The organism is Nocardia vermiculata NBRC 100427 (assembly GCF_001613265.1).
Taxonomy (GTDB): Bacteria; Actinomycetota; Actinomycetes; order Mycobacteriales; family Mycobacteriaceae; genus Nocardia; species Nocardia vermiculata.
The window spans coordinates 38,295-61,703 of record NZ_BDCA01000007.1 but is presented as its reverse complement, the minus strand read 5'-3'; the positions used below and the strand labels follow the sequence as shown (position 1 = coordinate 61,703).

Here is a 23,409-nt window from a genome sequence, read left to right as displayed (position 1 = left end):
CGCTCCCGCAACCATCGCATCGGGCAGGCCCTATGCTGTGCTGGTGCACGAGGACCCGGTGGATGATCTGGGCGCCGCGGTAGGGCTGCGGCGGCCGGTACGCCGAGTGGTGTCGCTGGTGCCGTCGCTGACCGAGGCCGTGGCGATATCGCGCCCGGAACTGCTCGTCGCCGCGACCGACTGGTGTACACACCCCGCCGAGCTGCCGGTGGAACGAGTGCGCGGCACCAAGAATCCGAACCTGCGGCGTATCGCGGAACTGACCCCGGACCTGGTGATCTGCAATCAGGAGGAAAATCGCCGGCTGGATGTGGACCGGCTGCGCGCGGCCGGAATTCCGGTGTGGGTGACCCGGATCCGCACCGTCGACGAGGCATTCACCTCGATGTCCCGGCTGTTCGTGACCGCGCTCGCGGGTACCGTCCCACCATGGCTCGAGCAGGCCCGCGAGATCTGGTCGGCACCGCCCCCGCCGGCGGTCGACGCGGTGATCCCGATCTGGCGGAACCCGTGGATGGTGGTCGGTCGCGATACCTTCACCGCCGACCTGGCGGCCCGGCTCGGCCTGAACCTGGTACACACCGACCGAGCCGACCGGTATCCCACCGTCACCGAATCCGAACTCCGGCAAGGTATTCGACTGGCAGTACTACCGGACGAGCCCTACGTCTTCACCGCTACCGACGGACCGGAAGTATTTTCCGGTATTCCCGTCGCGCTGGTGAGCGGACGCGATCTCACCTGGTATGGGCCGTCACTGGTCGAGGCCCGTACCCGGCTGACCGCTCAACTGGACGCAGCGCGCGACAGCTGAGCACCGGAACGCTCGAACGTGTAGTCGTCCAGGTCGAAATGCGTAGCGCGCCAAGCGGCCTCGATGGTGCTCATCGGCTTCAACGGCACATCACCGTGTTTGTCGAAGTAGTAGCTGTGTGACACCGAACAGCTGTCCTGCCAGAACACCTGCCCATCGCGCCGGTCGAGCATCTGGCGGAAATAACGTTCGTTGGCCGCCGGGGTCACTTCGATCCGCTCGGCACGCCGGCGCCGGGCATGCCGCAGTAACCGGAGGATGTGCTGGGCCTGCATCTCGATCAGCGTGAAGTACGACGCACCGTTGTAGCCGTACGGGCCGATGATGGAGAAGAAGTTGGGGAATCCGGGCACGCTCACGCCTTCGTAGGCCTGCAGCCGGTTCTCGTCCCACCACTTCTCCAGATCCCGTCCACCGACACCGGTCATGTCGAAGGTCGGCATATTCCCCGATTCCATCACCTTGAATCCGGTGGCCAGAATCAGCACGTCGACCGGATATTCGGACTCGGCGGTGCGGACACTCGTGGGAGTGATCTCGCGGATCGGATCGGTTTCCAGGATCACGTTGTCGCGATTGAACGTCGGCAGGTAGTCGTTGGAGAATCCGGGGCGTTTGCAGCCGAGTGCGTATCGCGGGGTGAGTTTGTCCCGGACCACCGGATCGTGGACCTGCCGGCGCAGATGAGCCAGTCCGCTGAGTTCGCCCAGCTTCGCCAGCGGGAGCGTCGAATAGTAGTGCGCCGACAGCGGGAAGGTCAGCTCCACGAACGCTTGGCTGGCCAGCCGGGACACCGCCTGCCCGCCGGGCAGATTGCGCAGCGCCCAGCGTGCCGGCGACGGCAGCGCACTGTCCGGGCGGGGCAGGCACCAGATCGGGGTGCGCTGAAACACCGTGAGCCGGGCGACCTCCGGTGCGATGGAGGGCACGATCTGCACCGCCGAGGCGCCGGTCCCGACGATCGCCACCCGCTTACCTCGCAGCGACTGCTCGTGATCCCAGCGTGAGGTGTGCATGGTGATGCCGGAAAACGATTCGACGCCGGGAATGTCGGGCAGTTTCGGGCGAGTCAGAACGCCGGTCGCACCGATCACATAGCGTGCGGTGAGCTTTTCCCCGTCGCCGGTGTGCAATGTCCAGACCGCCGCCTGCTCGTCGAATTCCGCCGCGGAGATGGTGGTGGAGAACCTGATCCGTGGTCGCAGGCCGTACTTGTCGACGCAGTGCTCGGCGTACTCCGCGAGTTCATGCCCCGGCGCGTAGACCCGCGACCACCGCGCGCTCTGCTCGAACGAGTACTGATAGCTGAACGACGGTATGTCCACCGCGATACCCGGATAGGTGTTCCAATGCCAGGTACCTCCCACGCCGTCGGCATCGTCGACGATGAGGAAATCCCGGAAACCGGCCTGACGAAGCGTGATCGCGACGCCGATGCCGGAGAATCCGGCACCGACGATGATCACCTCGTGGTCGATGGTCATCGCTGCTCCAGTGTCTTGCGGGACACCCGCACCCGGTCGCAGCGATGACCTGCTGCGTGATTGTCGGTCATCGCTGCTCCGTTCGATCCGGTGTGCGCGAAGATGATGCAGTCGACCCGATGTTCGATGCCGTCGACGGTGCGGATACCTTTCGGCGCCAGGGTGGCGACGGGCCAGGTCACCAGCCGGCAGTGCGGTTGCTGCAGGGCACGGTAGTAGCTGCTGTGCCGGTGGATGCCGGAGCTGTCTTCGGGAGTCAGCTGTCGCCGCATCCATCGGTCCCGCACCTGCATCCGCAGATTCACTCGTGCGGCGCAGTGAGCCAACCGACCCGGTACCAGGGCGGACAGTGCGGGCAACGGCAGACGCGGTAGCACCCACACCGATTCGTGCTGGAAGACGGTGACCGTTTCCGCCTGGGCGACCACCGGCGGCAGCACCCGGGCCACCGCCGCTGCCGCACCGAGGATCGCCACCCGCCGGCCCCGCAGGTCGAGCCGGTCGTCCCAGTACTCGCAGTGGATCCGATCGCCGGTGAACACCTCGTCGCCGCGTGGCCGCGACACCGCGGCGCCCGTCATTTCGCCACCGGCTCGTAGGTCAGTTCTCGCGACCACGACGGCGGCGCACCGAACAGCCGGCCCGGAATGCGATCGATTCCGGCGTTGAGCACGTCGGTGGCCAGCTGCATCGGCTGCACCCGGTGGATCGTCATGCGGGCGTGGTAGCGGACGACGTGGTACAGCGGTACCCGCCGGATGGCGGGCCGGCGGTCACCGAGCGTTTCGTAGCGCCGCACCGCATTCCACAGTTTGTCCTCGTCCAGGCCGAGGGCGACGATATTGGCGGCCATCCGGGACAGCAATGGCGCATAGAGTACGGCACCCAGCGCGAAGGAGGGGCGCAGTGCGAGCCCCGCGGTTTCGATCGCGAGCCGCCGTACCGGGCCCGCGCCCAGCTGTTCGAGCACCTGGAACCCGACTGCCAGATGCCGCGATTCGTCACTGTTGATGTGCCGGAAGACCTGATGGCAGATCGGATCCTCTACTTCGTCGAGCAGGAAGCGGACCAGGGCGCCGTCCAGTGCGGTCTCCAGGGACGGAATCACCGTGCCGAGGACCGGCAGTGACAGATCGTCGGCGTAGCGGTCGAGCCATTCGATCACCAGGCGAATATTGTTGTTGGGTACCGGCATTTCATCATCGGGCAGCATGCCCCAGCGGCGCATCAGCGCCAGTTCGGCGTTGGCATGCTTCTGTTCCTCGGCATGGAAATAGCGGTAGATCTCGCGCAGCGCGCCCGGCGGCGCCTTGCGGGTCAGTGCCGCGAAACCGCGCGCGCCCACATGTTCGATCCAGACCAGATCGGCCATGAACGCCGCCAGCCGGGGCCGCTGCTCGGCGGTGATGAGCTCGGCTCCCGGTGCGTCCCAATCGATATCGGCCAGAGCCCACTGCCGGTCCTGGATCGTTGCCAGCATATCCGGATATGCGAACGCCATTGTTCGACCTCCTCGGGACACCGTTATCGGAGCACTCGCTCCAGGAGTCCGGTGACCTGTGTGTACGGGGTGGGGAGCAGTCGTTTGGACTGCCAGATGAACTTCGCCTCGACCTGTGGGACGACGTAGAGCCGGCCGTGGTCGACGGCGTCGAGCGTGGTGCGAGCGATGGATTCGGGGGAGCGGCCGGTCCAGCGCAGCATCGCTGCACCGAGCCGGGCGGCCCCCGGATCCTCGACCGCGGCGTCGTCGAGGATGCCGGTGCGGACCGCGGTCGGGCAGAGGGCGGTGACGGTGACGCCGGTGCCGGCGAGTTCGGCGGCCAGGGTCTCCGACAAGGCCAGCACCCCGGCCTTGCTCACGTTGTAGGCCCCCATCCGCGGTGCGGTACCGAATGCGGCGGCCGAGGCGGTATTGACGATGGCTCCCCGACCGGCCGTGCGCAGCCGCGGCGCGAAGACATGGCAACCGTGGATCACGCCCCAGAGATTGACGTCGAGTACTTCGTGCCATTGCCGGAGCGGCGTCTGGCCGATCGGCTCGCCGCCACGCCCGATACCGGCGTTGTTGATCACGATATCCGCGGCGCCACCGAACCAGTCCTCCGCCGTATCGGCGAGAGTGACCACCTGCTCCGCGACCCGGACATCGCAGTCGACACCCAGTGCCGTACCGCCCGCGGCGAGAATCTCGGTGGCGGTGTCGTGTGCCCGATCCGCTTCGATGTCGGCGCAGACCACCCGGCCGCCACGGTCGGCCAGCTCGCGGGCGAATGCGCGGCCGATACCGCTGCCCGCCCCAGTGACCACCGCGTCCGCACGTTCGGTGCGCCGTGGGGTACCGAATGGATTGAGTCGCATGGGAACTCCCGATGCCGTCGCCGGCCGGTCCGGGCCCGCGGAGGGCCGATCGGTCTGTCGAGCATGGCCAATTGGTGTCGAGCGCCACCATTGGCCGCGCCTGCCACCAATTAGGCGCGCGATACGGCAGAATGTCAACCATGAGTGCGCAACGGTCCGCGCGTAAGTCTCGGCCTCCGGCCCCCGCCGGTGGCGACCGGATCGCGCCCGACGCCCGCCCTGCCACCGGCCGGGACGGGCCGCCGCGCAGGTGGGGTGGACGCACCTCGGAACAGCGTCGCACCGAGCGGCGGGCCCGATTGCTGGCGGCCGCACTGGAGATCTGGCTCGAACACGGCTGGGCGGCGGTCACCATGCGGGGGGTCTGCGGGCGGACCGCGCTCAACGATCGATATTTCTACGAACATTTCGCCGACCGCGACGAACTGCTCGCCGCCGTCTGGGACGACGTCTGCACCGAGGTCTTCACGGAGCTCAGTGGGGTGGTGGCCGACGGGGTGGGCCGACCGCCCCTCGAGACACTGCACGCCGCGGTCGCCCGCGCGGTCGAATTGCAGCTCGCCGGGCCCGCTCGCATCCTGTGTGCCGACCACGCCGGTAGCGCGATCCTCGAGGTACGTCGCTCGACCATGCTCACCGACGCGACCGATTGGCTGATGGCGGCCGCGGAACCCTACCTGCGCCCCGGCGTGGACCCGCTCGCACTGCGGATGAGCACCCTGATGGGAATCGGCGGATTCCTGGAACTGCTCGCCGCGTGGCGGGCCGGCACCGTCGATGTCGACGCCCAACGGATCATCACCCACACCGGTGCACACGCCACCGTGCTGTCCGCGCAATACCTCGAGATCGCGCCGTCCTGACCGCAGTCACCGCTCGGGGGCGGTGTCGTTCGAGCAGCTCGCCCGTACGACGGTGCCGATCAGTGGGCCGGAGTTCCTTCGGCCGGGCGCGCGGTGTGTGCTGCCGCAACGAGTGTGGTGCGGGTGAATTCGTCCAACGGGTAGAACAATTCGATCGCCAGCTCGGACAGCATCACATCCGCCGGGGCACCGAAGGTGGCCATGGTGCTGAACATCGACAGTTCCCCCGCCGGGGTGCGGATCCGGATCGGCACCTCGAACGGGCTCACTGGCGCGGCATTGACTGTGGGCTCGGCTGCCGGCTCCGGATAGGCGCACACCTCGGTGTGCAGGTCTCGCAGCCGTTCGTCGCCGGTGCTGTCGACCTGGCGAATCAGCCGGTGCAGAAACAACTCTCGCACCTGACGCGCATTGGCCAGCTGGGCGGACAAGCCGTCGGGGTGCAACACCAGCCGAAACACATTCGGCTGCGGCCGGAGCAGCTGTTCGGGAATCCCCGTCATCAGCACGTCCATGGCGCGGTTGCCGAGCACCACGTTCCACAGCCGGTCGACGACCACGGCTGGATACGGCTCGTGCGTGGTGAGCATGACCTCCAGCGCCGAACGGACCGCACTCATCTCGCTGTCGTCGAGTGTGCTCTCACCGTAGGCCGGGGCGAATCCGCCGGCGAGCAGAAGGGTATTACGTTCGCGCAGCGGCACTTCCAGTGTTTCGCACAGGCGAAGCACCATGGCCCGGCTGGGTTGTGCACGACCGGTCTCCAAATAGGAGATGTGCCGGGCCGAAATGTTCGCACTCGACGCCAGGTCCAGTTGACTCAATCGCCGGCGCTGCCGCCACTGTCGCAGCAACTGCCCGGCAGCCGGCCTGGTCGTCGAGGAGGTCACGGCGGCAGCATAACGGCGCCTCGCGCAGCAGTTCCATAACCTCGGAGGTTATTGAGAATCAGCACAGGTGCCCGGCATCGTCGTGGGGAGCCGTCCGGTTCAGTGCTGACAAGGAGCAATTCATGACAACTCTTACCGTGCCCACGGCACGCGTGGACGTGCGCACCATCCTGCGAATCGATGGCTGGAGCACCGGTGTTTTCGGCCTCGTGATGCTGGCCCTGGCCTACCCGCTACGAGAGCCGCTCGGGCTGCCCACGGCATGGTCGATACCGTTCGGGGCGGCGATGCTGGGCGGCGCCCTCGCCTTGCTGCTGATCGCCGGTTATCCGGAGATTCAGGCAAGGATGGTCGCCGGTGTCATCGTCGTCAATCTGGCGTCGGCGGTGGGAATGACCGTCCTGACCGTGACCGGAATCATCGCGCTGACCGGCTGGGGTGTTGCCTTCATGCTGATCGGCGCCGTCACCGTGGCAGTCTTCGCCGAACTCGAATACGTCGCGATGCGGCGGTCGCGATAACCGGTGCAGCGAGCGTGGTGTGCTAGGCGAGTAGGTCGGCGTCGATGCCGTATACCCGTTGAGCATTGGTCCGGAAGACCTGTTCGAGTTCTTCCGCGCTGCCACCACGGTCGGCCAGGACGTCGACCACCGCTTGGGCACTGTTCGCCACCGTCGTAATCGGTTTGTCCACCGGATAATTCGAGCCCCAGATCAGGCGCTGGGCACCGAAGACGTCGAAGGCGTGGTGCAGCAGCGGCGCGGTCCGGTCGAGCAGTTCGGCCACCGTGGTGGTGCTGCCACGCATCGGCACCGGATGACCGAGAATCGGCATGCCCAGTCCGCTCACCTTCGCCACGACATTGGGATGGGTTGCGAGCGTGGCGATATCGTCGCGCCACCGCACGAACAGCTCCCGTCGCCGGCCGGGATGAGTGCCGGTGTCCTTACCGATCGGCCCGAAGATACCGGCCGGGGTGCCGAGATGGTTCAGCACGATGGTCACCTCGGGATAGCGGCTCGCGAGGGCGGTGACCTCCGGAATCTGATGGGAATACACCCACGCCTCGAACGACAGTCCACGCTCGGCGAGCACGGCGAAACCGTCCAGGAAGGAGCGTTCCGACAGCGCTCCCTCGCCCTTGCAGAACGACCGCACACCCGAATCCGGGTGATGGGCGACCATGGTCCTGATACCGCGGAACAGCGGTGATGCCGACTGGTGCGCATCGACGAGTGCGGCGAATCCGGGTGCCGCCGGATCGCCGCCGCCGACAATGGCACCCAGCGCGGGAGTATCGACGCCGAACGGCAGGCTGGCCACCCAGCGCGTCTCGTCGGCCTTCGCGTCCGGGGCGCGGCCCGCCCATTCGACCTCGATGTGCACGATCGCCTCGACGGGCACCGCCTCGGCATCCGCGCGGTAGTCGGCGGGCAGATACGGGTGCAGGTAGGCGTCGGGCACCCCGACGAAATCACGATCCCGCTTGGGCGCCAGCCGGGACGCCTTGTCGACCGGCAACGGCACGAACCGGAACATCTTCGCCAGGGTGCTGAAATCCCGCGGTGTGGTGAGCGGGTCCCACTGGTGAATATGCGCGTCCACGACGCTGATACCGGCAAGGTTCATCGAAAGAGCTCCGTGGAAACCCCTGCCTTCAGGTGTGGGGAGGGGGCGGAGCTATGCGTTTTTCTGGTTCTCGACATAGCGTTTCATTGCCTCCGGGGTTGGGCCGCCGACGGCGGTGACGACGACGTACGAGTTGGTCCACAAGTTTGTTCGAGCCGCTGCTCGATGCGTCCGCCGAATGACTCGACGACGGCATTCCGGGCACCACGTGATCGGTGCAGCGGTAGACGACGTAGTCGTTCGAGCGGATCTCGCCCATCTGAACGGCATGTCGCTCAGCGCTGTATAGTCGAACGCATGTTCGAGATTGTGCGTTACTCCTACCGCTTGCGCCCCGGCGCGCGAGCGGTAGGCGCACTCGAATCCGAATGGCATCGGTGCAGATTCTTGTGGAACGAAGCCGTCTATCAGCAGCGTTCGGGACACAGACCGACATTTTCGAAGTTGTCGAAAATGCTCACCGAAGCGCGCGGCCGGACCGCGTGGTTGCGGGAAGGTTCTCAGGTCGCGCAGCAGCAGACCTTGCGGTGCTACGCGCAGGCACTTGACCATTCTTTCAAGGTGAAAGGTCGCGGCAAGCCGGTCCGGAAGTCCCGCAAGGTTTCTTTGCCGTCCCTGGATTACACGACGCGCGGCTTCTCGATCAAAGATCGAAAGCTCCGATTGCCCGGCAAAATATCGATCCCTGTGGTGTGGTCGCGAGAGTTGCCGTCCGCACCGACCTCGGTGCGCGTGTATCGGGATTCCCTCGGCCACTGGTATGCGTCGTTCGTTGTGCGTCGCGAGATAGACACCACCGTCCCCGCAGGAGTGGGGGCTATCGGTATCGACTGGGGTGTGTCCACCACCGCGACCACCACCGACCACGCCTACGACCTCCCATACGGAGGGTATCGGCGCCGTTGTGCCGCCGAACTCGCTCGAGCGCAACGGAAGATGGCTCGCCGTCGCCGTGCGCGTGGGCAAGCTCCGAGTGCCGGCTACCTGCGGGCTCGTCGCCGGGCCGCGAAGATCTTCAAGAGATCGGCCCGGCAGAACACGCACGCGGCTCGCGTGTGGGCGAAGCGTGTGGTTGCCGACCATCAGACGATCGCCGTGGAGGATTTCAAACCGAAATTCCTCGCCAAATCCACGATGGCCCGGAAAGCGGCTGATGCTGCGATCGGTGCTGCGAAACGAGAGTTGATCGAGCGTGCTACGCGGGCGGGGCGGAAGGTGGTGTTGGTTCCGCCCGCTTATACGACGATGACCTGTGCGAGCTGTGGTGCGAGAGCCAAGCAGCGGCTCGCGTTGGGTGTGCGTGTCTTCGAGTGTGCGATGTGTGGTCACACCGATGACCGAGATCGTAACGCTGCTCACGTGATCAGGGCGGCCACGGTAGAACTCGACCGTGTCAGTGTTGACGACGTAAGACATTGCCGGCCTCCCTCCGGGGCGGTTGGTGGTGCGGTCCGAGCTGGAAATCTCCCGGATTTATCCGTGGAGAAGAGTTAAGATCGCCTTCCGTCGCGTACGTACGACTATTCCGACCAGGGCATTGTCACATGGGAAAGGATCCGTGCGGGCCACATCGGCGACGGCGATCACACATTGCGGCGGTACTGTCCGCCGACGGCGAAGAAGCAGTCGGTGATCTGCTGCAATGTGCATACCCTGGCGGCGTCCATCAGCACGTCGAAGACGTTGTCGTCACCGCGGGCGGCGACCTCGAGCCGGGCCAGCGCGTCCCGGGCCTGCTCGCGGTGGGTCGCGGCGAATTCCTCGGTGCGCTGTAGCTGGGACCGCTTCTCGGTTTCGGTACCGCGCGCCAATTCCAGTACCTGGTGGGCCTCACCGTGCGGGTTCCGGAAGGTGTTCACTCCGATGATCGGCAGCGAACCGTCGTGTTTGCGATGTTCGTAGCGCATCGATTCATCCTGGATGCGTCCGCGCTGGTATCCGGTCTCCATCGCGCCCAGCACACCGCCGCGCTCGCTGATCCGCTCGAACTCCGACAGCACGGCCTCCTCCACCAGATCGGTGAGTTCGTCGATGATGAAACTGCCCTGCAGCGGGTTCTCGTTCATCGCCAGGCCCCATTCCTTGTTGATGATCAACTGGATGGCCAGGGCGCGTCGTACCGACTCCTCGGTCGGGGTGGTCACCGCCTCGTCGTAGGCGTTGGTGTGCAGACTGTTGCAGTTGTCGTAGATGGCGATCAGCGCTTGCAGCGTGGTCCGGATGTCGTTGAAGTTCATCTCCTGGGCGTGCAGCGAGCGGCCCGAGGTCTGGATGTGGTACTTGAGCTTCTGCGACCGGTCGCCTGCGCCGTACTTGTCGCGCAGGGTGATCGCCCAGATCCGGCGTGCCACCCGGCCGATGACCGAGTACTCCGGATCCATGCCGTTGGAGAAGAAGTACGACAGATTGGGTGCGAAGTCGTCGATATCCATCCCGCGGGCCAGGTACGCCTCCACATAGGTGAAGCCGTTGGCGAGGGTGAACGCGAGCTGACTGATCGGATTCGCCCCCGCCTCGGCGATGTGATAGCCCGAGATCGACACCGAGTAGAAGTTCCGAACCTCGTTGCGTACGAACCATTCCTGGATGTCGGCCATCATGCGCAGGCTGAACTCGGTGGAGAAGATGCAGGTGTTCTGGCCCTGATCCTCCTTGAGGATGTCGGCCTGCACGGTGCCGCGCACGGTGGCGAGCGTGCGGGAGCGGATCTCGGTGAGTTCCCCGGCATCGGGCTCGCGACCGTTCTTTTCCCCGAACCCGTCGACTGCCTGGTCGATGGCGGTGTTGAGGAAGAAGGCGAGAATCGTCGGTGCCGGCCCGTTGATCGTCATCGACACCGAGGTGGTGGGCGCGCTGAGGTCGAAGCCGTCGTAGAGAGCCTTCATATCGTCGACGGTGGCGATGGAAACCCCTGAGGTGCCGACTTTCCCATAGATATCGGGTCGTGGGGCCGGATCGTGTCCGTAGAGGGTTACCGAATCGAAGGCAGTGGAGAGCCGTTTGGCCTCGGCGTGCTCGGACAACACCTTGAATCGGCGGTTGGTCCGGAACGCGTCGCCTTCTCCGGCGAACATCCGGGCCGGGTCCTCGTTGTCGCGTTTGAAGGCGAAAACCCCACCGGTGAAGGGGAATTTCCCGGGCAGATTCTCCGACCGCAGGAAACGCAGCAGTTCACCGTGATCGGTGAAACGCGGGAGGGCGACCCGGGGAATCGAATTGTCCGACAGGGTGGTTCGCCGCAGCGGGGTGTGGATCTCGCGATCCCGGACCCGCACGACCTGTTCCTCGCCCCGGTAGGACTCGGCCACCTGCGGCCACTCCCGCAGCAGGGCAGCAGATTCCGCGGACAGCTTCGCACTCGCTCCCGCGAGGAGTGCGCGCAGCTCCGCCCGGGCCGCCTCCACCCGTGTGGCAGGGGAGTCGGTGCCGGACGGCCCGGTCTCGCCCTCGCTGTCGGCGCCGGGCAATTCGGCGAGGACCTGCTCGAACCGTTGCACCCGTTGCGCCGCGGCGACCTGACGCTCGGTCTCCGCGTGGTAGTCGCGCACGGCGTCGGCGATCTCGGCAAGGTAGCGCACCCGGCCCGGCGGAATGATCTGCGCGAACCGCGTGGAAGCGCGGGTGTCCACCGTCGGCAGCACCCCCGCCTGCAGCGGCAGTCCCCGCTCGCCGAGCAGGCCGGCCAGATGCTGGTAGAGCGCCGTCACGCCGTCGTCGTTGAAGGTCGCCGCGCTGGTGCCGAACACCGGCATATCTTGCGGCCCGGAGCCGAAGGCCTCCCGGTTGCGGACCAGCTGGCGGGAGACATCGCGCAGCGCATCCTCCGCGCCGCGCCGCTCGAACTTGTTGATCGCCACCACGTCGGCGAAATCGAGCATATCGATCTTCTCGAGCTGGGAGGCCGCGCCGAATTCGGGGGTCATCACATACATCGCGACGTCGACGTGGTCGATGATCGCGGCGTCGCCCTGCCCGATTCCCGGGGTCTCCAGGATCACCAGGTCGTAGCCGGCGGCCTTGCAGGCCAGAATCATCTCGTCGATATTGGTCGGCAGTTCGTGGGCGCCTCGGGTGGCCAGCGACCGGAAATAGATCTGCGGGCTGTCCAGCGAATTCATCCGGATCCGGTCACCCAGCAGTGCCCCGCCACCGCGCCTGCGGGTCGGATCGACCGCGAGGACCGCCACCCGCAGCTTGTCCTGCTGATCGGTCCGCATCCGGCGCACGAGTTCGTCTGTGAGCGAGGACTTCCCGGACCCGCCGGTGCCGGTGATGCCGAGCACAGGAACCGTGCGTCCGGCAGCAGCACTGCGCAGTTCGGCCAGGTCGGCGGCGGGAAGCGCGTCGGCTTGCAGGCAGGTGAGGGTGCGGGCCAGCGCGAAGCGTTCCCCGCCCAGTGTCGCGGCGACCGGCGTGGGCTCCGTCGACAGATCCACATCGCAGTCCCGGACCAGTTCGTTGATCATGCCCGGAAGTCCCAGTCGCTGCCCGTCCTCCGGCGAGAAGATACGCACCCCCGCTGCCGCGAGCCGCTCGATCTCCTCGGCCACGATGACACCCCCGCCGCCGCCGAAGATGTGCACGTGCCCGGCTCCGGCCTCGCGCAGCGCGGAGGCGAGATATTCGAAGTACTCGACATGGCCGCCCTGATAGGAGCTGACCGCGACCCCCTGCGCGTCCTCGGTGAGTACTGCGTCGACGACCTCGTGCACCGCGCGGTTATGTCCGAGGTGTATCACTTCGGCGCCCTGGGACTGCAGGATCCGGCGCATGATGTTGATGGCCGCGTCGTGCCCGTCGAACAGTGCCGCCGAGGTGACGAAGCGGACGGGATGGACGGGAACGTGCAGCTCGGCCATGTCATCCTCCAACCAGCGGCCGGACGGGCCGCAGCTACTTGGCGCTCCGATAGTAGGACGCCAAACCAACTCTACTGTGAGGTACGGCACTGCGCGATCCGTGGGGTGGATCACAGGGGTTCCAATACTTGGACGTCCAACTATAGGATGGCTGGGTACTGCGGCGCCTCGGCACGCATCGGCCACATTCGAGAACAGGACTGGCATGGTTCGCGAACTCACTCATTTCATCGGCGGGCAACAGGTCGCCGGAACCTCCGGCAAGTTCGGTGACGTCTTCAACCCCAGCACCGGTGCGGTGCAGGCCCGCGTTCCGCTCGCGAGCGTTGCCGAAGTGCAGGATGTGATCGCGAACGCCGCTGCCGCGCAGCCGATCTGGGCCGCGATGAACCCGCAGAAGCGGGCGCGGGTGCTGATGAAGTTCGTCGCGCTGGTGCAGGACGAGATGGATTCGCTGGCCGAACTGCTCTCGCGCGAGCACGGCAAGACCATTCCCGACGCGCGGGGAGATATTCAGCGTGGCCTCGAGGTGATCGAGTTCGCGATCGGTATCCCGCACCTGCTCAAGGGGGAGTACACCGAGAGCGCCGGCACCGGCATCGACGTCTACTCGATGCGTCAGCCGCTCGGCGTCGTCGCCGGTATCACCCCGTTCAACTTCCCTGCCATGATCCCGCTGTGGAAGGCCGGCCCGGCGTTGGCCTGCGGTAACGCCTTCGTGCTCAAGCCGTCCGAACGTGATCCCTCGGTGCCGTTGCGCCTGGCGGAGCTGTTCCTCGAGGCCGGCCTGCCGCCGGGGGTGTTCAACGTGGTCAACGGTGACAAGCAGGCGGTGGACACGCTGCTCACCGACGAACGCGTCAAGGCCGTCGGCTTCGTGGGCTCCACTCCGATCGCCCAGTACATCTACGAGACCGCCACCGCGCACGGTAAACGTGCCCAATGCTTCGGCGGCGCCAAGAACCACGCGATCGTCATGCCCGACGCGGACCTCGACGATGTGGCCGATCAGCTCATCGGCGCCGGATACGGCTCGGCCGGTGAGCGCTGCATGGCCATCTCGGTGGCCGTCCCGGTCGGTGAGCAGACCGCGGACCGGTTGCGCGCCAAGCTGGTCGAGCGGATCGAGAAGCTGACCGTCGGCCGCTCCGACGATCCGGGCGCGGACTTCGGCCCGCTGGTCGGCCGCGACGGTGTCGACCGGGTGAACAACTACGTCGGGATCGGTGTGGACGAGGGGGCCGAACTCGTCGTCGACGGCCGCGGCCTGACCGTGGCGGGTGCGGAGAACGGATTCTTCGTCGGCGCCACGCTGTTCGACCACGTCACCCCGCAGATGCGGATCTACCGCGAAGAGGTCTTCGGCCCGATGGTCGCGATCGTGCGGGCCGCCGACTACGAGGAAGCGCTGCGGCTGCCCAGCGAACACGAATTCGGCAACGGTGTCGCCATCTTCACTCGTGACGGTGACACCGCGCGCGATTTCGCCGCGCGCGTGCAGGTGGGCATGGTCGGCGTGAACGTCCCGATTCCGGTGCCGATCGCGTACCACACCTTCGGCGGCTGGAAGGCCTCCGGCTTCGGGGACCTCAACCAGCACGGCCCGGACTCGATCCGCTTCTACACCAAGACCAAGACCGTCACCCAGCGCTGGCCCCAGGGGCTGCGGACAGCACCGGTCGCCGATGCGGACGCGGACCACTTCTCCATCCCGACGATGGACTGATCATGTTCGTACTCGACGACGACGAACAGGCGATCGCCGATACGGCACGCGGTTTCGCCGACGAGTTGCTCGCCCCGAACGCGCTGGAATGGGACGAGCACAAACACTTCCCGGTCGACGTGCTGCGCAAGGCGGGTTCGCTCGGCATGGGTGGCATCTACGTCGGCGAGGACGTGGGCGGATCCGCGCTGCGCCGGCTGGATGCGGTCCGGATCTTCGAACAGTTGTCCACCGGCTGCCCGGCGATCGCGGCCTACATTTCGATTCACAACATGGCCGCATGGATGATCGACAGTTACGGCACCGCGGCGCAGCGGGATCGGTGGCTGCCCGGGCTCACCTCGATGGATCTGCTGGCGAGCTATGCGCTCACCGAACCCGGTGTCGGGTCCGACGCTGCGGCCTTGAGTACCAAGGCCGTTCGTGACGGCGACGATTATCTGCTCACCGGGGTGAAGCAGTTCATCTCCGGTGCCGGAAGTTCCGACGTGTACGTGCTGATGGCGCGGACCGACGATGCCGGTGCGCGCGGTATCTCGGCATTCATCGTGCCCGCGGATACCCCCGGACTCTCCTTCGGTGCCAACGAGAAGAAGATGGGCTGGAATGCGCAGCCCACCCGGCAGGTCATCCTGGACCAGGCCCGGGTGCCCGCGGACAACCTGCTCGGTGGCGAGGGCAACGGCTTCCGGATCGCGATGAACGGGCTCAACGGTGGCCGGCTCAATATCGCCGCGTGCTCGCTGGGCGGCGCGCAGACCGCATTGGACAAGTCCGTGGCATATATGGCCGAGCGCAAGGCTTTCGGCGCCCGGTTGCTCGACAATGCGGCACTGCAGTTCGACCTGGCCGATATGCGCACCTCGCTGGAGGCCGCGCGCACCCTGCTGTGGCGTGCGGCGGCAGCACTGGACGCCGATGCCCCGGACAAGGTGGAGCTGTGCGCGATGGCCAAGCGCTTCGGCACCGACGCCGGCTTCGAGGTCGCCAACAAGGCACTGCAACTGCACGGCGGTTACGGCTACCTGACCGAATACGGTATCGAGAAGATCGTGCGCGACCTGCGCGTGCACCAGATTCTCGAAGGAACCAACGAGATCATGCGGGTCGTCGTGGCCCGCTCGGTCGTCGGCGCGGCATGAGCGGTCAGGGCCCGGAGGAGGCAGCGTGCGTAACCACGGAGGGCCCCGCTCATGCCGAGTAGAAACAGCATGAGCGGTCAGGGCCCGGAGGAGGCAGCGTGCGTAACCACGGAGGGCCCCGCTCATGCCGCATAGGTACAGCATGAGAAGTAAGGAAAAAACGATATGAGCGAAGCGGAAGTACTGTTCGACAAGCGTGACGGCGTCGGCCTCATCACACTCAACCGGCCCAAGGCGATCAACGCGCTCAATCATCCGATGGCACAGGCGATTCTGGATACCTTGCGCGACTGGGCCACCGACGGCGAGGTGCGCACCGTGGTGCTCACCGGCGCGGGCGAGCGTGGTTTGTGCGCGGGCGGCGATATCGTCGCCATCCACACCGATGCGAAGAACACGGTGGCCGCGGGGGATTCGGCCTATGCCGGTGCCGAGTCGCCGTCCGGGCAGTTCTGGCGTGACGAGTACATTCTCAATGCCCTCATCGGCCGTTACCCCAAACCGTATGTGGCAGTGATGGACGGCATTGTGATGGGCGGTGGCGTCGGCCTGTCCGCGCACGGTCGGTACCGCATCGTGACCGAGCGGTCCATGGTCGGCATGCCGGAGACCGGAATCGGCTTCATCCCCGATGTGGGCGGCACCTATCTGTTGTCGCGGGCGCCGGGTGAGCTCGGCACCCATGTCGCGTTGACCACCGCGCGGATGAGCGCGGGTGACGCCATCGCCGCCGGTTTCGCCGACTATTTCGTGCCCTCCGACCAGATTCCGGCGCTGCTGGACGAATTGCGTCGAGCGGATGCCCCGGTGGCGCTCGCGAAGTTCGCTCAGCCCGCGCCGGAATCCGAACTGGCAGCCCAGCGCACGTGGATCGACGCCTGCTACAGCGCCGCCACCGTGGAGGAGATCGTCGCGGGACTGCAGCGCCACGACACTCCCGAAGCGGCCAAGGCGGCCGGTGACGTGTTGTCGAAATCGCCTGTCGCACTGAAGGTCACACTCCGTTCACTGCGCAATGCGCGTGGCGCGCAGAGCCTGGAGGAGGCGTTGAACGAGGAGTACCGCGTCTCCTCGGCCGCCCTGACCAGCCACGACCTGGTGGAGGGAATCCGGGCCCAGGTGATCGACAAGGACCGCAACCCCCAGTGGTCGCCCGCAACCCTGACCGAGGTCACCGACGCCTTGGTCGACAGCTACTTCGCTGAGCTCGGCGATCGCGAACTCGGGCTTACCCCACAGGAGCAGCGATGACCGACAATTGCGCAGCGGGTTGTCGCTGCGACCGGGTGCGGGTGTCCCGCAGAACACAGGAGCAGCGATGACCGACAATTGCGCAGCGGGTTATGGCTGCGACCGGGTGCGGGTGTCCCGCAAATCACAGGAGCAGCGATGACTTCCGCAGATAATCCATCCGCCCAGAAGGTGGCGTTCCTCGGACTCGGGCACATGGGTGGTCCGATGGCCGCCAATCTGGTGCGCGCGGGCTACGAGGTGTTGGCCTTCGATCCGGTTCCGGCTGCTCAGGATCAGGCCCGTGCCGACGGCGCCACCGTGGTCGATACCGCGGTGGCGGCGGCCGCGGAGGCCGAGATCGTGATCACGATGCTGCCCAACGGCCGCATCGTGCTCGACGTCTACGGCGACGTGTTGCCGGCCGCGAAGCCCGGGACCCTGTTCATCGACTGCTCCACGATCGATGTCGCCGATGCGAAGAAGGCTGCCGAAGCCGTTGTGGCAGCGGGGCATCGGGCGCTGGATGCGCCTGTGTCCGGTGGGGTCGGTGGCGCGACCGCGGGCACCCTCACCTTCATGGTGGGTGGCGAGGCGGCGGACTTCGACGCCGCCGCGGCGGTGCTCGACGTGATGGGTGGCAAGGTGGTGCACTGCGGCGGCGCGGGTGTCGGCCAGGCCGCCAAGATCTGCAACAACATGATGCTGGGCATCTCCATGATCGGCCTGTCCGAGGCGATCGTGCTGGGGGAGAAGCTGGGCCTGACCCACGACAAGTTCTACGACGTGGTCTCCACCGCGTCGGGCCAGTGCTGGTCGCTGACCACCTACTGCCCGGTGCCGGGCCCGGTCCCGACCAGCCCGTCCAACAACGATTATCAGCCCGGTTTCGCGACCGCTCTGATGAACAAGGATCTCGGTCTGGCTGCCAACGCGTTGCGTGACAACGGCGTCGACGGCCGTTTCGGCCTGCTGGCTGCTGAGATCTACGAGCAGTTCAACCAGGCGGCGGCCGGCAAGGACTTCTCCGCTATTGTCACCGACATTCGTCGCCGATCCGGACAAGAGCCGGGAAAGGACACACTGTGAGCGACTTCGAGACCATTCTGCTGGAGCGCACCGGCCGCGTCGCGGTGATCACCTTGAACCGACCGAAGGCACTCAATGCGCTGAATTCGCAGGTCCTGACCGACATCACGGCCGCGCTGGATGAGCTCGAAGCGGATGCCGGGATCGGTGCGGTCGTGCTGACCGGTTCGGAGAAGGCGTTCGCCGCCGGCGCCGACATCAAGGAAATGCAGTCCAAGTCCTATATGGACATGTACCTGACCGATCATTTCGCGGGCTGGGACCGGCTCAACGCCTTCCGTAAGCCGATCATCGCGGCGGTATCCGGTTACGCCCTGGGCGGTGGCTGCGAGCTGGCGATGATGTGCGACATCCTGATCGCTTCCGACACCGCGAAGTTCGGTCAGCCCGAGATCAAACTGGGTGTCATACCCGGCATGGGTGGGTCGCAGCGTCTGACCCGCGCGGTCGGCAAGGCCAAGGCGATGGACCTCATCCTCACCGGCCGCAATATGGGCGCCGAGGAAGCCGAACGTGCCGGCCTGGTCGCCCGCGTCGTCCCCGCCGCCGACCTGCTCGCGACCGCAATGCAGGCTGCCGAAACCATCGCGGGCATGTCGCTGCCGTCGGTGATGATCGCCAAGGAAGCCGTGGACCGCGCCTACGAGACCACCCTCACCGAGGGCCTGCGTTTCGAACGCCGCGTCTTCCACTCGCTGTTCGCGACCGAGGACCAGACCGAGGGCATGACCGCTTTCGTGGAGAAGCGGGCCGCCAACTTCGAACACCGCTGAGTCCGCGCACTACGGCCACCGGCCCGGCCGTTCCCCGCTTCGCAGGGAACGGCCGGGCCGGTAGTCGTTGTGCGGTGCCCGCATTCGCCGTTCAGCGCACCGGCACCATGGCGTCCTCGTAGCCGAGTTCCACATCGTGCGCACTTCCGGTGCCGGTCACCGTCACATTGCCGGTCACCGACGGGTAGCTGCGGGCGACCACGACGTAGTCGCCGGTGGGCAGATCGGAGACGACGTAGCGGCCTTCGGTGTCGGTGCGGGCGGTGGCGACCAGTTCGCCGGTCGTGTCCAGCACGCTCACCTGTGCGTTGGCGACCGCGCGCCCTTCGGCCTGTACCGCGCCGACCAGGGTTCCCATCGACTCGAGTTGTGCGTCGTACCGCATCAGGCCGGTGTCGGGCACCGTCAATGTTGCGGCGTTCGGGTGCATACCGGCGGCGACGACGGCGACGGTATGTGTTCCGGACGGAACGCCGCGGCAGACGTAGGTGCCGTCCTCGTCGGTGATCGCCGAACCCACGACCTCCCCGGACAGATCGGTCACCGTGACGATGGCACCGGACACGGGTGCGGCGCTGTCGCTGCGGCGCACCGAGCCCGCCAGTTCACCGGAACTCGACAGCGTCAGATCGACGCGCTGCGGCCGAGCGCCGATGACGACATTGACCGCCACCGGGCTGTGACCGTTCGCGGAGGCGATCAGCACGTAGCCGCCCGGGCCGGGTGCCGCGACGGCGTAGCCGCCGTCCGCGTCACCGATCGCCCGCGAAACCTGTTTGCCGTGCTGGTCGATCAGGGTCAGCACGGATGCCGGTACCGGTTGGCCGTTCTCCCGGCCGATCCGTCCGCCGATCGATGCACCGGGGGTGACGTCCGCAGTCGCGAGTTGCGCGGTGGCTTCGGGCACCACACTGCCGGGCAGCGGCGCGGGATCCTCGTCCGAGAGCACCGGCGCAACCGATTCTGCCTCGGCACGGTTCGCCCGCACGGTCGGCACGATCGCTGCCGCGGCCGCACCTAGTACGGCGACACCGCCGAGGAACCAGAACACATTCGTGTAGCCGGAGTCCGCGGCGAAGCCGCCGGCGGTATGCGCACCCGAGGTCAGGATGACCCCGGAAACCGCGCTGCCGATGGCGCCACCGACGGTACGGACATTGGCGTTCATTCCGGTGGCCGCACCGGTCTGAGCGGGCGGTACCGCCGCGACGATGATGGCCGGCATCGACGAGAACGCCATGCCGATTCCCAGGCCGAGCAGGGCGCCCGACACGTAGACGACCCAGCTCTGGTTGTGCCCGACCGCGAGCATCACGAATCCGGGAATCGCGATGACGGCGCCGATCAGGACGATGAATTTCGGGCTGATCCGGGCCGACAGTGGCCCGACCGCGAAACCGATGAGGAACATCGCCACCGACATCGGCAGCATGTACACACCGGACTGGGTGATACTCGCGCTCAGTCCGTAGCCGGCGGCGGCCTCCGGGGTCTGCAGCAGCTGCGGCAGGAAGGTCATCATCGCGTACATGCCGGCGCCGATCAGTACGGCGACCAGGTTGGTCGTCCACACCGCCGGGATGCGCATGGTCCGCATATCGATCAGCGGGGTGGCCGATTTCAATTCGACCACGATCCACAGTGCCGCGCAGACCACTGCCGCGACGAAGAGCCCGAGTGTGGGTACCGAACCCCAGCCCCACGACGGGCCCTGGCTGACGGCCAGCAGCAGTGCGATCAACCAGGCCGACAGCAGAAATGCGGCGAGCCAATTGATCCGGCCCGGACTGCGTACCGGAGATTCGGGAACGAACAGCACCGCGGCGACCGCGGCGATGGTCGTGATGATCATCGGCACCCAGAACAGCCAGTGGTAGTTCAGGTGATCGACGATCGGGCCCGCCAGGATCAGTCCGACACCCGATCCGACGGCGATCAGCGATGAGGCGATGCCCACCGCGCCGTGCAGTTTCCGCGCCGGGAACTCGTCGCGAATGATGCCGAAGGCCAGTGGAATCACACCGCCGCCGAGACCCTGGATGACGCGCGCGACGATCATCACCTCGACGGAGTCGGTGAGTGCCGCGATCAAGGAGCCGACCGCCAGCGCGACGAGCGTGACGACCAGCATGCGTTCCTTGCCGACCTTGTCACCGATGCGACCCAGAATGGGGGTCGCGACCGAGGCGGACAGCAGGTAGCCGGTCATCAGCCAGGTCGCGGTGGCCTGGGTGGTGTGCAAGGCCGGTATCAGCAGCGACAGGACCGGTACGACCATCGACTGCAATAGAGCGTATGCGGATATTCCGAGCAGTAGCACCGCGAAAACGACGTTGTAATGCGGGCGGGATTTGGCGAGCGCCACGAGTACGCGTTCCTCCCACGAGATGAAGCGGAGAAGTTCTCCGGTTAGGCACTTTAACAAGAAGCGGAGACATGCCTCCATTTATATTCCGTGTGATCTACACCTCGTCCGATGCGGGAATAACTAAGCGGAGAACGCGTCCGGTTGAGCCCCGGGTTAATATATGGACAAGTTCTCCGGTTATCTCGAGACCGAACGGAGAGTTCATCCGCTTCCACTGGAGGAATCGTGAACGCACTGTCGCCCGAGCGACCGATGCGCGCGGATGCGCGGCGCAACTACCAGCGCATTGTCGAATGTGCCCGGGAGGTCTTCGCCGAATACGGCCCCGATGCGCCCGCCGATGACATCGCGCGCCGCGCGTCGGTGGGGACCGGCACGCTCTACCGGCATTTTCCGAATCGCGACGCGCTGGTCGAAGCGGTCTACCGCTCGAGTATCGAAGCTCTGGCCGAACTCGCCCACGAATTGGCCGATACCCACACACCCCTCGCCGCTCTGGAGCAGTGGTTCCGCGCGCAGGTGCACTATGTCATGGACAAGCGCAGCGTGGCGGCCACCCTCAAGGCGGCGATGGACCACGGCTCGCCCACCTTCACGCTGTGCACGAAGCTGATCGTCGATGCCGCGGCCGCGGTGCTCGTCCCCGCACAGCGGGCCGGCCTGGTCCGCCCCGAACTCGAACCGCGGGATCTGGTTCGCCTCGGCCACGGTCTCGGTGTCGCCTGCGACACAGCACCCGCCGCTGCCGAACGTCTGATGACGGTCGCGCTGGCCGGACTGCGCACGCCGCCCGAGCGGTAGCCCTCATATTCGATTGCCCGGGCGGCGGTGCGGCCGTAGCCTCTCTCCGTTCGAATTCCACCGACGGAAATGGAGTGCATATTGTGGACCCCCTGACCGAACGCGAGATCCGCTCGTCGTTCGTCAACTGTTCCAAGGGCGATGCCAAACGCATGCCGGTCCCGCGCAACCTGGACGCCCAACCATGGGACGACCTGGACTTCTTCGGCTGGACCGACCCGGCGATGCCGGGTAGAGCATGGTTCGTGACGCCCTACGACGACCGCCTGATCGGGGTGGCGCTGCGTTACGAGCGCGGTGGCACCGCAAAAGCTCAGCTCTGCTCGATCTGTATGACCACACACACCGGCGGTGGAGTCTCGCTGCTGGCCGCGAGTAAGACCGGGGACTCCGGGCGTCGCGGCAATACCGTGGGCATACCGATGTGCACCGACCTGGCGTGCTCGCTCTACGCGCGCAACAAGAAGCGTCCGGCGCTGGGTAATCGCTACCGCGAGGATCTGACCGACGAGCAGAAGGCCGAACGCGTGCGAACCAACCTGCGCGCCTTCGTCGACCGCCTCTACACCTGATCCGAAGTCGCCGACCGAGAGGAGGTAGATGCCGTGCGCCGACACTTCAGACACGCAGGCACTACCCGAACGCCCCGAGACCGCACCGCCGGACTCGGGGCGTAGTTGTATCCGCCGGCCTCGGGGCGTAGTCGTTTCCCGGCCGCGCCTTTCGTGCGGAGTCGTATTCGTTCAGTCCGGAGTCGAGACCAGATATCGCTGCACGGTGGCGCCCACCGTGGTCACGATCTGCTCGCGCGACAACGCGACCACCGGTTCCAGTCGGAGCACATAGCGGCACAGCGCCAGTCCCAGAATCTGGCTGACCACCAATCCTGCCCGCCGCGGCGCATCTGCGGGGTCGCCGATCCGCATCACCATCGGCATCAACTGTCCGGCGAAGACCTGCTGAAAACGTTGCGCGACAGTGTCGTCGGAGACCGATGAGCGCAGCAGTGCCAGCAACAGTTCATTGCCGGGGGACGTCTCCCACAACTCCAGGAACCGGAGCGCCACTGCTTCTCCGAGTGCGTCCTCGGCGACCGCGCCGAGATCCGGTAGTCCCAGGTCGACATCCAATGCGGCGTCGAACAGCCCCTCTTTGCTGCCGTAGTAGCGCATCACCATCGATGGATCGATGCCCGCGTCGCCGGCGATCGCCCGAATCGTCGCCTTAGCGAAACCTTCTCGTGCGAAATGGCGGCGGGCGGCATCGAGGATCGCCGCCCGTGTCGAATCCGAACGGCGTGAGCCAGTCTCCTCGGTCATGCCAACAAGTGTAGGCCAACAAGTGTTGACTCGTGGTGTGGACCGGTCTACCGTCAATGCC

Annotated in this window: 20 protein-coding genes; 11 read left to right on the top strand and 9 right to left on the bottom strand. The window is 66.2% G+C overall.

What is annotated here, in order from left to right:
• The first annotated feature begins 43 nt into the window (after positions 1 to 43).
• Positions 44 to 814: a helical backbone metal receptor gene (locus NV2_RS10945; RefSeq protein ID WP_067871915.1), complete on the top strand. Its 771-nt coding sequence runs from the start codon at positions 44 to 46 to the stop codon at positions 812 to 814.
• Here NV2_RS10945 and NV2_RS10940 read toward each other — a convergent pair.
• Genes NV2_RS10940 through NV2_RS10925 form a run of 4 tightly spaced genes read right to left on the bottom strand, consistent with a single transcriptional unit; the run spans position 787 to position 4,659 of the window.
• Complete coding sequence (locus tag NV2_RS10940) at positions 787 to 2,298, bottom strand: flavin-containing monooxygenase (RefSeq protein WP_067871483.1); 1,512 nt, start codon at positions 2,296 to 2,298, stop codon at positions 787 to 789. The two genes, NV2_RS10945 and NV2_RS10940, sit on opposite strands and share 28 nt — an antisense overlap.
• Entirely contained in the window at positions 2,295 to 2,879 is a 585-nt protein-coding gene (locus NV2_RS10935; RefSeq protein ID WP_067871482.1) for an NAD(P)/FAD-dependent oxidoreductase, read from the bottom strand. The genes NV2_RS10940 and NV2_RS10935 overlap by 4 nt, the downstream gene beginning before the upstream one ends.
• A complete protein-coding gene (locus tag NV2_RS10930; protein ID WP_067871481.1) occupies positions 2,876 to 3,799 on the bottom strand; it encodes a reductase in 924 nt (307 codons plus the stop codon). Before NV2_RS10930 ends, NV2_RS10935 begins: the two co-directional genes overlap by 4 nt.
• 23 nt (positions 3,800 to 3,822) lie before the next feature.
• Positions 3,823 to 4,659: an SDR family NAD(P)-dependent oxidoreductase gene (locus NV2_RS10925; RefSeq protein ID WP_067871480.1), complete on the bottom strand. Its 837-nt coding sequence runs from the start codon at positions 4,657 to 4,659 to the stop codon at positions 3,823 to 3,825.
• A 140-nt stretch (positions 4,660 to 4,799) separates the two neighbouring features.
• On the opposite strand from NV2_RS10925, the gene NV2_RS10920 reads away from it, so the two are divergent.
• A complete protein-coding gene (locus NV2_RS10920) occupies positions 4,800 to 5,522 on the top strand; it encodes a TetR/AcrR family transcriptional regulator (RefSeq protein ID WP_084474327.1) in 723 nt (240 codons plus the stop codon).
• A 59-nt stretch (positions 5,523 to 5,581) separates the two neighbouring features.
• Here the strand turns inward: NV2_RS10920 and NV2_RS10915 are convergent, their stop codons facing one another.
• Positions 5,582 to 6,412: a helix-turn-helix transcriptional regulator gene (locus NV2_RS10915; protein ID WP_067871479.1), complete on the bottom strand. Its 831-nt coding sequence runs from the start codon at positions 6,410 to 6,412 to the stop codon at positions 5,582 to 5,584.
• 122 nt (positions 6,413 to 6,534) lie between these two features.
• On the opposite strand from NV2_RS10915, the gene NV2_RS10910 reads away from it, so the two are divergent.
• Positions 6,535 to 6,933 carry a hypothetical protein gene (locus tag NV2_RS10910; RefSeq protein ID WP_067871478.1) on the top strand — a complete coding sequence of 133 codons (399 nt, stop codon included), beginning with the start codon at positions 6,535 to 6,537 and terminating at the stop codon, positions 6,931 to 6,933.
• A 22-nt stretch (positions 6,934 to 6,955) separates the two neighbouring features.
• Here NV2_RS10910 and NV2_RS10905 read toward each other — a convergent pair whose 3' ends face one another.
• Positions 6,956 to 8,041, bottom strand: a complete 1,086-nt coding sequence (locus tag NV2_RS10905; RefSeq protein ID WP_067871477.1) for an amidohydrolase family protein — start codon at positions 8,039 to 8,041, stop codon at positions 6,956 to 6,958.
• 297 nt (positions 8,042 to 8,338) lie between these two features.
• On the opposite strand from NV2_RS10905, the gene NV2_RS10900 reads away from it, so the two are divergent.
• Positions 8,339 to 9,535 carry an RNA-guided endonuclease InsQ/TnpB family protein gene (locus NV2_RS10900; RefSeq protein WP_067871476.1) on the top strand — a complete coding sequence of 399 codons (1,197 nt, stop codon included), beginning with the start codon at positions 8,339 to 8,341 and terminating at the stop codon, positions 9,533 to 9,535.
• An 89-nt stretch (positions 9,536 to 9,624) separates the two neighbouring features.
• Here NV2_RS10900 and icmF read toward each other — a convergent pair whose 3' ends face one another.
• The gene (gene icmF / locus NV2_RS10895) at positions 9,625 to 12,900 is read right to left on the bottom strand and encodes a fused isobutyryl-CoA mutase/GTPase IcmF (RefSeq protein ID WP_067871475.1); all 3,276 of its coding nucleotides are present in this window, start codon (positions 12,898 to 12,900) and stop codon (positions 9,625 to 9,627) included.
• A gap of 205 nt (positions 12,901 to 13,105) precedes the next feature.
• Between icmF and NV2_RS10890 the strand changes: the two genes are divergently transcribed.
• The 5 genes from NV2_RS10890 to NV2_RS10870 all read left to right on the top strand — a co-directional run bounded on the left by NV2_RS10890 (position 13,106) and on the right by NV2_RS10870 (position 18,860).
• The gene (locus NV2_RS10890; protein ID WP_067871474.1) at positions 13,106 to 14,626 is read left to right on the top strand and encodes a CoA-acylating methylmalonate-semialdehyde dehydrogenase; all 1,521 of its coding nucleotides are present in this window, start codon (positions 13,106 to 13,108) and stop codon (positions 14,624 to 14,626) included.
• Positions 14,627 to 14,628: 2 nt separating this feature from the next.
• Positions 14,629 to 15,768, top strand: a complete 1,140-nt coding sequence (locus tag NV2_RS10885; protein ID WP_067871473.1) for an acyl-CoA dehydrogenase family protein — start codon at positions 14,629 to 14,631, stop codon at positions 15,766 to 15,768.
• Positions 15,769 to 15,933: 165 nt separating this feature from the next.
• Positions 15,934 to 17,019: an enoyl-CoA hydratase/isomerase family protein gene (locus NV2_RS10880; protein ID WP_067871472.1), complete on the top strand. Its 1,086-nt coding sequence runs from the start codon at positions 15,934 to 15,936 to the stop codon at positions 17,017 to 17,019.
• A 78-nt stretch (positions 17,020 to 17,097) separates the two neighbouring features.
• Positions 17,098 to 18,087: a 3-hydroxyisobutyrate dehydrogenase gene (gene mmsB, locus NV2_RS10875; protein ID WP_373863551.1), complete on the top strand. Its 990-nt coding sequence runs from the start codon at positions 17,098 to 17,100 to the stop codon at positions 18,085 to 18,087.
• Entirely contained in the window at positions 18,084 to 18,860 is a 777-nt protein-coding gene (locus tag NV2_RS10870) for an enoyl-CoA hydratase (RefSeq protein WP_067871470.1), read from the top strand. The genes mmsB and NV2_RS10870 overlap by 4 nt, the downstream gene beginning before the upstream one ends.
• A gap of 91 nt (positions 18,861 to 18,951) precedes the next feature.
• On the opposite strand, the gene NV2_RS30750 is transcribed toward NV2_RS10870, so the two are convergent.
• Entirely contained in the window at positions 18,952 to 21,225 is a 2,274-nt protein-coding gene (locus NV2_RS30750; protein ID WP_210749135.1) for an MFS transporter, read from the bottom strand.
• A 228-nt stretch (positions 21,226 to 21,453) separates the two neighbouring features.
• On the opposite strand from NV2_RS30750, the gene NV2_RS10860 reads away from it, so the two are divergent.
• Together NV2_RS10860 and NV2_RS10855 are read left to right on the top strand one after the other, a co-directional pair.
• A complete protein-coding gene (locus tag NV2_RS10860) occupies positions 21,454 to 22,029 on the top strand; it encodes a TetR/AcrR family transcriptional regulator (RefSeq protein WP_157102853.1) in 576 nt (191 codons plus the stop codon).
• Positions 22,030 to 22,112: 83 nt separating this feature from the next.
• The gene (locus NV2_RS10855; protein ID WP_067871469.1) at positions 22,113 to 22,601 is read left to right on the top strand and encodes an FBP domain-containing protein; all 489 of its coding nucleotides are present in this window, start codon (positions 22,113 to 22,115) and stop codon (positions 22,599 to 22,601) included.
• Positions 22,602 to 22,772: 171 nt separating this feature from the next.
• Here the strand turns inward: NV2_RS10855 and NV2_RS10850 are convergent, their stop codons facing one another.
• Positions 22,773 to 23,348: a TetR/AcrR family transcriptional regulator gene (locus tag NV2_RS10850; protein ID WP_067871468.1), complete on the bottom strand. Its 576-nt coding sequence runs from the start codon at positions 23,346 to 23,348 to the stop codon at positions 22,773 to 22,775.
• Positions 23,349 to 23,409 lie beyond the last annotated feature (61 nt).